Genomic DNA, 10,358 nt, shown 5'->3' with positions numbered 1-10,358 from the left:
GGCGGCTCGGCTCCGTGAACCTCGACGGTGCCGCACGCCGGCGGGACGCCGACGCACGCGAGCCTCACTTGCCCGTCCGAGGCGATCCGGCTCACCGGCCCCCTGAGCGCGGGGCGGTTCACGGTTGCGGGGTCAGCGCCGGATTTGCACCGGCTTTCCCCCGTACGGGTGTGATGACGACGCGGCTACTGTACTCGCCCGTAAAGAATGCTCTGCGGGGCGGCTGCCGGACCGGCGTTCTCGGGCCCTCGGCAGCCACCGGGCGGGGGCTCACACCGCCGCGTACGTCACCGGGTCGCTGCCCGTGACGGGTTCCGCGCGGCCCTGTTTCACCAGGCGTCGCAGGTGGGCCTCGGCTTCCGAGACCGCGATGTTGCGCGACCCGTAGGGGATCTGCTCCCAGGGCCGGTTCCACTCCATGCGTTCGGCGAGCTGCCAGGGGGTGAGGGGTTCGGCGAGGAGGGTCAGGAGACCGGTGAGGCGGTCCTCGTGGTGGGCCAGCAGCTCCCTCACGCGGGACGGCGCGTCGGTGAAGGCGTGCTGGTGGGCGGGGAGGATCTCGGCGGGGGCGAGGCGGCCGACGCGTTCCAGGGAGTCGAGGTAGTCGCCGAGGGGGTCGGTGACCGTGGCGTCGTCGGGGTCCTCGTACAGGCCGATGTGCGGGGTGATCTCGGGGAGCAGGTGGTCGCCGGAGAACAGCCGCCCCTTCCCCGGGAGCCGGGCGGGGTGCTCCTCCTCCAGATGGAGGCAGACATGGCCGGGGGTGTGGCCCGGGGTCCAGATCGCGCGCAGGCGGCGACCGGGCAGGTCGAGGAGCTCGCCGGGGACGATCTCCCGGTCGGGCAGGGCGGGACTCAGGCCGGGCAGGGTGCGGCGGGAGGACGTGCGCAGGGGCGCCACATGCTCCTGAGGGGCTCCCGCGGCCTCCAGTTTGTCCGCCATGTAGGTGAACCAGCGCTCCGGGCGCGTGGAGCGGGTGCGGCGCACGATCGAGGCGTCGGCCGCGTGCATCGCCACCCACGCGCCGGACGCTTCCCGCACCCGCCCGGACAGACCGTGGTGGTCGGGGTGGTGGTGGGTGACGACGACCCCGTACAACTCGCCGACGGAGGTGCCGCAGGCGGCCAGCCCGGCGGTGAGGGCGTCCCACGAGGCGGGGTCGTCCCAGCCGGTGTCGACCAGCACCGGACCCCGGTCGGTGTCGACGACGTACACGAGGGTGTGGCCCAAGGGGTTGTCAGGGATGGGCACTTGGAGGGAGCGGACACCCCCGCCGTGATCCCACGTCGACGGCGCCCCCGGATTCCGACCGCCCTGGCTGCTGCGCATCGCACCCTCCGTCCCACGGCCACGGCCCACTATAACTAGAACCGGTTCCAATGGGTGCCCAAGTCGACCGACGTGGTCCTGGGTCGGTGCGCGATCCGGGCTGATGTGCGTGTGGGCCGGGCGCGGCGGCGGTCTCAGAGCTTGGTCATCTTGGTGTACGGGCTCAGAATGCGCCGCTGCTCGGAGCCGAAGTCCACGAGGGCTGCGATGCCGTCCTCGAGGCCGATCACCCGGCCGAGGCCGTGTACGTCGTGGGTGACCTGATCGCCCACGACGAAGTGCTTGGGGGTCGGGATGACCGGGGCCCTGAAGGGGCTGGTGGGCAGGTGACGCTTCGGTGCCGCAGACTTTGTCATGGTTCAGTATGGGCCCGCGCGGCCGCCGCCCGCTGTGGTCTGCGGCACAGATTCGCATCAGGGTGGTCACGGTCCGTCCTCGGCGGGCCCGCGCCCATGATCGTCGGGAAGGCGCTGCTCAGCCCCGTGGACTCCTTCAACCGGAGCTGGTATCAGTTTCTGAAACACCGTCAGAAACGAAGGCAGTCGCCATGGCCGAGTTCCTGGAACACCGACAGCTGTTCATCGGCGGGGAGTTGACCGACCCGCTCGGCGAGGACGTCATCGAGGTGATCTCCCCGCACACGGAGGAGGCCATCGGGCGTGTCCCGCACGCCTCGCGGGCGGACGTGGACCGGGCGGTCGCGGTGGCGCGGCGGGCCTTCGACGAGGGCCCCTGGCCCCGGATGTCCCTCGACGAACGGATCGCGGTCGTCTCCCGCATCAAGGACGGCATCGCCGCCCGCCACGACGAGATCGCCCGCGTGATCTCCTCCGAGAACGGCTCCCCGTACTCCTGGAGCGTGCTCGCCCAGGCGCTCGGCGCGATGATGGTGTGGGACGCGGCGATCACCGTCGCGCGGGACTTCCCCCACGAGGAGCGGCGCGACGGCGTGCTGGGGAAGATCCTCGTGCGCCGGGAGCCGGTGGGCGTCGTCGCCGCCGTCGTCCCCTGGAACGTCCCGCAGTTCGTGGCCGCCGCCAAGCTCGCGCCCGCGCTGCTCGCCGGCTGCACGGCGGTGCTCAAGCCGTCCCCCGAGTCGCCGCTCGACGCCTATCTGCTGGCCGAGATCACCCGGGAGGCGGGCCTGCCGGAGGGCGTGCTGTCGATCCTCCCCGCCGACCGCGAGGTGAGCGAGTACCTCGTCGGGCACCCCGGCGTGGACAAGGTCTCCTTCACCGGGTCGGTGGCGGCAGGCCGGCGTGTGATGGAGGTCGCCGCCCGCAACCTCACCCGCGTCACCCTGGAACTCGGCGGCAAGTCGGCGGCGGTCGTCCTGCCCGACGCGGACCTGGCCACCGCCGTTCCGGGAATCGTCTCCGCGGCCTGGATGAACAACGGCCAGGCCTGTGTCGCCCAGACCCGCATCCTCCTGCCGCGCTCCCGCTACGACGAGTTCGCGGACGCCTTCGCCGCGGCCGCGAGCGCCCTCGTCGTCGGCGACCCTCTCGACCCGGCGACCCAGGTCGGCCCGCTGGTCGCGCGCCGCCAGCAGCAGCGCAACCTCGACTACATCCGCATCGGCCAGGAGGAGGGCGCGAAGGTCCTCACGGGCGGCGGCCGGCCGCCCGGCCTCAACCGCGGCTGGTACGTCGAGCCCACCCTCTTCGGCGACGTCGACAACACGATGCGCATCGCCCGCGAGGAGATCTTCGGCCCGGTCATCTGCCTCCTCCCCTACGGCGACGAGTCCGAGGCCCTGAAGATCGCCAACGACTCCGACTACGGGCTCAGCGGCAGCGTGTGGACGGCCGACGTCGAGCACGGCATCGAGGTCGCGCGCCGGGTCCGTACCGGCACCTACTCGGTGAACACCTTCAGCCTGGACATGCTCGGCCCGTTCGGCGGCTACAAGAACTCCGGGCTGGGGCGGGAGTTCGGGCCCGAGGGGTACGGCGAGTACTTGGAGCACAAGATGATCCACCTGCCGGCCGGCTGGGAGGGCTGAGGCGATGGGCGCACCCGCCGCGCGAGCGGATTCGGGCGTGGGCGCGGGCGACCGCTGGCACGTCGAGGTCGACCGCTCCCTGTGCATCGGCTCCGCCCAGTGCCTCCACCACGCCCCGGGCGGCTTCCGGCTGGACACCGCCCGGCAGTCCCATCCGGTCGACCCGGACCCGGACGCGAACGAACGGGTGCTGGAGGCGGCGGAGAACTGCCCGGTGGAGGCCATCGCGATCACACTGCGGGAGAGCGGGGAGGCGGTGTTCCCGCCCGAAGAGTGAGAAGAAGGGTAAAAAGTCCCTTTCGTGGGGTTTCATTCTCGCTCGGGCGTTATATCCTGTTATTGGCCTACGGGGCGAGTGAGGGAGTCCGACCGGAGTAGCCGACTGCGGCGCGACGCCGAGGCTTTCGCCGAGGCATCCGCTGTGGCCGACATCGACGGTAGGGCTGAGAGGCCGAACGGCAGCAGTCGGGCCGAACGGCGACCCCCAGCACCTGATCCGGACCATACCGGCGAAGGGAACCCGTCTCGTAGGTTTCTCGCGTGCCCGCCCGCGTCCTCGCGCAGACAGGCCCTAGGAGGCCCCGTTCTCCGCGGCCGGGCCCATGACCTCGGGCAGGTCGATGAGCCGGCACACCGTCTCGATGTCGATCCGCACCTGGGCGATGGAGGCCCGGCCCGAGAGCCAGGTGATGAGTGCCGAGTGCCAGGTGTGCTCGATGACGCGGACGGCGGAGAGCTGTTCGGGGGTGGGGCGGTCGAGGCCCATCGCGTCGAGGATGATCGCCGTGGTCTGGCGGGAGACCTGGTCGACCTCGGGGGAGACGCTGCGGTCGGCGAAGGTCAGGGCGCGGACCATCGCATCGGCCAGATGGGGCTCCCGCTGGAGCGCGCGGAAGGCGCGCATCAGGGTCTCCGCGACCCGCTGCGCCGGGGTGTCGCCCCCCGGGGGCTTCTTGCGCAGGGTGCCGTGCATGCGTTCCAGCTGGTCCTGCATGGTGGCGACCAGCAGATGCACCTTGGAGGGGAAGTAGCGGTACAGGGTGCCCAGGGCGACCTGGGAGGACTCCGCGACCTCCCGCATCTGCACCGCGTCGAACCCGCCCCGGCTGGCCAGCTGTGCGCTCGCGTGCAGGATGCGCCGGCGGCGGGCCTCCTGCCGCTCCGTCAGCGGCGGGGAGGGGGGCTCACCCGGGCGAGCGGAGCCGTGGGGGGAGGAGTGGCGCTGGGTGCTGGCTTCCGCTGGCATGGTGCTGGTCCCGTTCCGTGACAGTCGGTGAAGGCTGTGATCACACAGCAGAACCAGGGCCTCCGGTCGTGGCGTGAATCACCTGATCCACTGCCCCCAGTGTCCTTACCTGCCGGTAGATTCAGAGCCTCCCGAACGATCAAGTCTGAAACTTGTTCTAGATTAGCGTCCCGTCGTAGTCTCGCGGGACAGTGCAGGCAGAAGGGGGCCCCGGAGTGACCGCTGAGGCCAGTCAGGCGGGGCCCGCACCGGCCCTCGCCGCGGACGGCGGGCGACCGCTCGACATCGCGCTCCTCACCTACAAGGGAAACCCGTTCTGCGGCGGCCAGGGCGTCTACGTCCGCCACCTCTCGCGCGAACTGGTCCGCCTCGGCCACCGTGTCGAGGTCATCGGCTCCCAGCCCTACCCGGTGCTCGACGCCCTCGACGTCCTCGGCGAGGAGCACGCCGGCCGGCTCTCCCTGACCGAGCTGCCCAGCCTCGACCTCTACCGCCAGCCGGACCCCTTCCGCACCCCCGGACGCGACGAGTACCGCGACTGGATCGACGCGCTGGAGGTCGCCACCATGTGGACCGGCGGCTTCCCCGAGCCGCTGACCTTCTCGCTGCGTGCCCGCCGCCATCTGCGCGCCCGGCGCGGCGAGTTCGACGTCGTGCACGACAACCAGACTCTCGGCTACGGGCTGTTGGGCGACGTCGGCGCACCGCTCGTCACCACGATCCACCACCCCATCACCGTCGACCGGCAGTTGGAGCTCGACGCCGCCGAGGGCCTGCAGCGGCGTCTGTCCGTGCGCCGCTGGTACGCGTTCACCCGGATGCAGAAGCGCGTCGCGCGCAGGCTGCCGTCCGTGCTCACCGTCTCCGGCACCTCACGCCAGGAGATAGCCGACCACCTCGGCGTCCGCGGCGAGCGCATCCACGTCGTCCACATCGGCGCCGACACCGACCTGTTCTCCCCCGACCCGTCCGTGCCCGTCGTCCCCGGCCGGATCGTGACCACCTCCAGCGCGGACGTGCCGCTCAAGGGCCTGGTCTTCCTCGTCGAGGCGCTGGCCAAGGTCCGCGCCGAGCACCCGGACGCCCACCTCGTCGTGGTCGGCAAGCGCCCCGAGGAGGGGCCCGTCGCCCAGGCCGTCGAGCGCTACGGCCTCGAAGGCGCCGTCGAGTTCGTCAAGGGCATCTCCGACGCCGAACTCGTCGACCTGGTCCGCTCTGCCGAGGTCGCCTGCGTGCCGTCCCTGTACGAGGGGTTCTCCCTGCCGGCGGCCGAGGCCATGGCGACCGGCACGCCGCTCGTCGCCACCACCGGCGGAGCGATCCCCGAGGTCGCCGGGCGCGACGGGGAGACCTGCCTGGCGGTCGCGCCGGGCGACTCCGAAGCGCTGGCCGCCGCCCTCAGCCGGCTCCTCGGCGACGCCGCACTGCGGGCCCGCCTCGGCGCGGCCGGCCGCACGCGCGTGCTGGAACGGTTCACCTGGGCGCGGGCCGCCGAGGGGACGGTGGCCCGCTACCGCGAGGCCGTGGAGCGCGCCGCGGGCGGGCGTCCAGCGCGCTCCGCCGCCCCCGACCCGACGGCGGCGGTCCGCGCGGCCGGCGCGGGCCGCGCCACCGCCGCCGAAGCTGTTGACGTTGTATCCGATCGCGAAAGCAGGGCCACGTGCTGACCGTCGACTTCTCCCGGTTCCCGCTCGCCCCGGGCGACCGAGTCCTGGACCTCGGCTGCGGGGCGGGCCGGCACGCCTTCGAGTGCTACCGGCGCGGCGCGCAGGTCGTGGCGCTGGACCAGAACGCCGAGGAGATCCGCGAGGTCGCCAAGTGGTTCGCGGCGATGAAGGAGGCCGGCGAGGCCCCCGAGGGCGCCACCGCCACCGCCATGGAGGGCGACGCGCTCGCGCTGCCCTTCCCCGACGAGTCCTTCGACGTCGTCATCATCTCCGAGGTGATGGAGCACATCCCCGACGACAAGGGCGTGCTCGCCGAGATGGTCCGGGTCCTCAAGCCCGGCGGCCGCATCGCGATCACCGTCCCGCGCTACGGGCCCGAGAAGGTCTGCTGGACGTTGTCCGACGCCTACCACGAGGTCGAGGGCGGCCACATCCGCATCTACAAGGCGGACGAGCTGCTCGCCAAGATCCGCGAGGCGGGACTGAAGCCGTACGGCACCCACCACGCGCACGCGCTGCACTCTCCGTACTGGTGGCTCAAGTGCGCGTTCGGCGTCGACAACGACAAGGCGCTGCCGGTGCGCGCATACCACCAGCTGCTGGTCTGGGACATCATGAAGAAGCCGCTGGCCACCCGGGTCGCCGAGCAGGCACTGAACCCGCTCATCGGCAAGAGCTTCGTGGCATACGCGACCAAGCCCCACCTCCCGGTGGTGGACGCGCAGTGACCACTCCCCGGACGGAACACCTCGTCCTGCCCGGGGTCCTGACCGCCGGGCAGGCCGCCGCGACCGTCCGCGGCATCCTCGCCGAGCAGCGTCAGGACGGTGCGATCCCGTGGTTCCGGGGCCACCACCTCGACCCCTGGGACCACACCGAGGCCGCCATGGCCCTCGACGCGGCCGGCGAGCACGAGGCGGCCGAGCGGGCCTACGACTGGCTCGCCCGGCACCAGAACGAGGACGGCTCCTGGTACGCCGCCTACGCCGACGGCGACTTCGCCGACGTCACCGACCGGGGCCGGGAGAGCAACTTCGTCGCCTACATAGCCGTCGGCGTGTGGCACCACTACCTGTCCACCGGCGACGACACGTTCCTGGACCGCATGTGGCCGGCCGTATACGCAGCCGTCGAGTGGGTGCTGGATCTCCAGCAGCCGGGCGGGCAGATCGGCTGGCGGCGCGACGACGACGGCACGGCGACCGCGGACGCGCTGCTGACCGGGTCGTCCTCCGTGCACCACGCGCTTCGGTGCGCGCTCGCCATCGCCGAGCAGCGTGAAGAGCCGCAGCCCGACTGGGAGTTGGCGGCCGGTGCGCTGCGGCACGCCATCCGGCGGCATCCGGAACGGTTCCTGGACAAGGGCCGCTACTCCATGGACTGGTACTACCCGGTGCTCGGCGGGGCGTTGACCGGTGCAGAGGCCAAGTCCCGTATCGAGGCGGACTGGGAGCGGTTCGTCGTGCCCGGCCTCGGTGTGCGCTGCGTCGTGCCCAACCCGTGGGTGACGGGCGGTGAGTCGGCCGAACTCGCCCTCGCGCTGTGGGCGATGGGCGAGTCCGACCGGGCCCTGGAGATCCTCCAGTCGATCCAGCACCTGCGGGACGCGGAGTCGGGCCTGTACTGGACGGGGTTCGTCTTCGAGGACAGGGCCGTCTGGCCCGAGGAGTTGACCACCTGGACGGCGGGTTCGCTGCTGCTGGCCGTCGCCGCCCTGGGCGGCCACGAGGCCACCTGCGCGGTGTTCGGCGGAGAGCGACTGCCGACGGGCCTGGACCCCGACTGCTGCGGCTAGGGCGTGTTTCGAACACGCCTAGGCCCTCAGTGGCGCTGGACCCGGTTGGCTATGGCGTGGCCCACGAACAGGTACACGACCGCTGCCAGGCCGTAGCCCGCCACCACCCGCGCCCAGGCCTCGTCGAAGGTGAACAGGTCGTGGGACCAGCCGGCCAGCCAGCGGGCCACGTCGTGCACGAACTGCACGAACTCGTTGCCCTGGTTGGCGCCCAGCAGGTACATGAGAATCCACAGGCCCAGGATGAGGGCCATCACGTCGGCCACGACGGCGATGACCGTGCCGGCCTGGTTCGAGCCGTTGCGATATCTGGGAGACATGTACTTCGGTTTGCCGCCCGCCTCCCCGTGAAACCAGGCGCCTACGAGTTGAGTTCGGCCAGCACTCCCAGGGTGTGCGGGTCCGGGGCCACCACCAGCAGGTCCGTCACCGGGCCCTTGCGCCACAACTCCAGCCGCTCGGCGATCCGTTCGCGCGGGCCGACCAGGGAGACCTCGTCGGCGAACGCGTCGGGGACGGCCAGGACGGCCTCCTCGCGCCGCCCCGCCAGGAACAGCTCCTGGACGCGCCGGGCCTCCTCCTCGTAGCCCATACGGGCCATCAGATCGGCGTGGAAGTTGCGCGTGGCGTGGCCCATGCCGCCGATGTAGAAACCGAGCATCGCCTTCACGGGGAGCAGCCCCTCGGCGACGTCGTCGCAGACCAGAGCCCGGGCCAGGGGCGCGACCAGGAAGCCCTCCGGCAGCTCCGCCACCGCCGGCCCGTACGCCTCGGGACGGTTCGGCGACCAGTACAGCGGCAGCCAGCCGTCGGCGATACGGATGGTCTGGCCCACGTTCTTGGGGCCCTCCGCGCCCAGCAGCACGGGCAGGTCGGCGCGCAGCGGATGGGTGATCGGCTTCAGCGGCTTGCCCAGCCCGGTCGCGTCCGGGCCCCGGTAAGGGTGGGAGTGGAACCGGCCGGCCGTCTCCACGGGCCCCCGCCGGGCGAGGACCTGCCGTACGACGTCGACGTACTCGCGGGTCGCGGTGAGCGGCGAACTCGGGAACGGGCGGCCGTACCAGCCCTCGACGACCTGCGGGCCCGACAGGCCGAGCCCCAGCATCATCCGCCCCCCGGAGAGGTGGTCCAGGGTGACCGCGTGCATCGCGGTCGTGGTCGGTGAACGGGCCGCCATCTGCGCGACGGCCGTACCCAGTCTGATCCTTGACGTGCGGGCCGCGATCCAGGTGAGCGGGGTGAAGGCGTCCGAGCCCCACGACTCCGCCGTCCACACGGAGTCGTAGCCGAGCCGCTCCGCCTCCAGAGCCAGTTCCACATGCCCCGGAGAGGGGCCGCGCCCCCAGTAGCCGAGCGCCAGGCCGAGCCGCATCACTGCCTCCTGACGATACGTCAGACGACGGGTGGGAGGCGACTGTACGGCAACGGCCCCCCGCCCGGAAGGGCGAGGGGCCGTGTGTCGCGGTGCGCGGGGGCCGTCCGCGGTCAGCCGCGCTGGATCCCCGAGGTGTCGCGGAGCACGCCGCGGCGGCCGTCCTGGGTCTGCGCGATCAGGCCCTGCGCGCCCTGCTCGACGGCCAAGTACCAGGTGCCCGGAGCCAGTTCGGCGATCGGCGTCGGAGCGCCGTCCTCCGCGAACAGCGGACGCGGCACCGGCACGGCGAACCAGAACGGCGAGAAGTCGGCGGCCGGGGGCTGCGCCGGACCCTGCTGGCCGCCGAACGCCGGCTGCCCCGGCTGCTGGCCCTGCTGCGGCGGCTGACCGCCGAACGACGACTGCTGCGCGCCCGGGTAGCCGTAACCGGCGGGCGGCTGCGCACCGTAGGGCTGCGGGGCCACCGGCTTCGGCGCGGGGATCAACGCGCCCTGGAGAGCGGGGACCAGGGGGGTGGCGACGGCCGCGCCGGCCAGAATGAGCGTAGCGACGAGCGCAAGGATCAGGCCTGCACCGGCGCTGGGGCCGTCCGAGGTGCCGCCGCCGACGTTGTTCACGGCACCGGCCGGGTCAAAGATGTTGCCGAGGGCACTCCATGCGGCGAAAACGGCGAACGCGACGCCGAACTGGCCGACTTCGAGTCCGGCAATCTTGCTCGGCTGTGGCAGCGCTCGGGAGGCGACGACGAGTGCGGCAGCCACGAGGCCCGCCAGTACTACCCCCATCAGGACTGGACCGCTCGACCATAGGCTGGGCATGTCGTAGCCGTTGGGAAGCCCGTCGGACGAGTAGATGTCGAGGAACGACGAGATGAACAGCAGCACCGCTGCGCCGATCACCACGCCGTCGCCTCTAGTGAGGGAGCGGATATTCACTTCAGG

General features: G+C 71.9%; 11 protein-coding genes and 1 riboswitch. Of the genes, 5 read left to right on the top strand and 6 right to left on the bottom strand.

What is annotated here, in order from left to right; genetic code table 11:
* Positions 1-85: 85 nt before the first annotated feature.
* A riboswitch (cobalamin riboswitch) is annotated at positions 86-154 on the bottom strand.
* A 116-nt stretch (positions 155-270) separates the two neighbouring features.
* Together ACIOC0_RS11170 and ACIOC0_RS11165 are read right to left on the bottom strand one after the other, a co-directional pair.
* Positions 271-1,329 carry an MBL fold metallo-hydrolase gene (locus ACIOC0_RS11170; RefSeq protein ID WP_402154606.1) on the bottom strand — a complete coding sequence of 353 codons (1,059 nt, stop codon included), beginning with the start codon at positions 1,327-1,329 and terminating at the stop codon, positions 271-273.
* A 134-nt stretch (positions 1,330-1,463) separates the two neighbouring features.
* On the bottom strand, positions 1,464-1,685 hold the full coding sequence (locus ACIOC0_RS11165) for a hypothetical protein (RefSeq protein WP_402154604.1): 222 nt from the start codon (positions 1,683-1,685) through the stop codon (positions 1,464-1,466).
* A 191-nt stretch (positions 1,686-1,876) separates the two neighbouring features.
* On the opposite strand from ACIOC0_RS11165, the gene ACIOC0_RS11160 reads away from it, so the two are divergent.
* Together ACIOC0_RS11160 and ACIOC0_RS11155 are read left to right on the top strand one after the other, a co-directional pair.
* The gene (locus ACIOC0_RS11160; protein ID WP_402154602.1) at positions 1,877-3,334 is read left to right on the top strand and encodes an aldehyde dehydrogenase; all 1,458 of its coding nucleotides are present in this window, start codon (positions 1,877-1,879) and stop codon (positions 3,332-3,334) included.
* Between the two features lie 4 nt (positions 3,335-3,338).
* A complete protein-coding gene (locus ACIOC0_RS11155; protein ID WP_130437019.1) occupies positions 3,339-3,611 on the top strand; it encodes a ferredoxin in 273 nt (90 codons plus the stop codon).
* A gap of 294 nt (positions 3,612-3,905) precedes the next feature.
* On the opposite strand, the gene ACIOC0_RS11150 is transcribed toward ACIOC0_RS11155, so the two are convergent.
* Positions 3,906-4,580, bottom strand: a complete 675-nt coding sequence (locus ACIOC0_RS11150) for a TetR family transcriptional regulator (protein WP_402154600.1) — start codon at positions 4,578-4,580, stop codon at positions 3,906-3,908.
* 215 nt (positions 4,581-4,795) lie between these two features.
* Here ACIOC0_RS11150 and ACIOC0_RS11145 point away from each other — a divergent pair, with 215 nt between their 5' ends.
* The 3 genes from ACIOC0_RS11145 to ACIOC0_RS11135 are packed head-to-tail and all read left to right on the top strand — an operon-like array spanning position 4,796 to position 8,042.
* Positions 4,796-6,247, top strand: coding sequence for a glycosyltransferase family 4 protein (locus ACIOC0_RS11145; protein ID WP_402154598.1), 1,452 nt, complete (start codon positions 4,796-4,798; stop codon positions 6,245-6,247).
* Entirely contained in the window at positions 6,241-6,975 is a 735-nt protein-coding gene (locus ACIOC0_RS11140) for a class I SAM-dependent methyltransferase (RefSeq protein WP_402154596.1), read from the top strand. Before ACIOC0_RS11145 ends, ACIOC0_RS11140 begins: the two co-directional genes overlap by 7 nt.
* On the top strand, positions 6,972-8,042 hold the full coding sequence (locus tag ACIOC0_RS11135; RefSeq protein ID WP_402154594.1) for a prenyltransferase: 1,071 nt from the start codon (positions 6,972-6,974) through the stop codon (positions 8,040-8,042). Before ACIOC0_RS11140 ends, ACIOC0_RS11135 begins: the two co-directional genes overlap by 4 nt.
* Positions 8,043-8,068: 26 nt before the next feature.
* Here ACIOC0_RS11135 and ACIOC0_RS11130 read toward each other — a convergent pair whose 3' ends face one another.
* From ACIOC0_RS11130 to ACIOC0_RS11120, 3 genes are all read right to left on the bottom strand, one after another.
* A complete protein-coding gene (locus ACIOC0_RS11130) occupies positions 8,069-8,362 on the bottom strand; it encodes a hypothetical protein (protein WP_130437023.1) in 294 nt (97 codons plus the stop codon).
* 41 nt (positions 8,363-8,403) lie between these two features.
* On the bottom strand, positions 8,404-9,414 hold the full coding sequence (locus tag ACIOC0_RS11125; protein WP_402154592.1) for an LLM class F420-dependent oxidoreductase: 1,011 nt from the start codon (positions 9,412-9,414) through the stop codon (positions 8,404-8,406).
* Between the two features lie 113 nt (positions 9,415-9,527).
* A complete protein-coding gene (locus ACIOC0_RS11120; RefSeq protein ID WP_402155075.1) occupies positions 9,528-10,352 on the bottom strand; it encodes a DUF5336 domain-containing protein in 825 nt (274 codons plus the stop codon).
* Positions 10,353-10,358 lie beyond the last annotated feature (6 nt).

Origin of the sequence: Streptomyces sp. NPDC088254 (assembly GCF_044740925.1) — a bacterium.
Taxonomy (GTDB): Bacteria; Actinomycetota; Actinomycetes; order Streptomycetales; family Streptomycetaceae; genus Streptomyces.
This window is presented reverse-complemented; position numbering and strand designations above follow the sequence as displayed.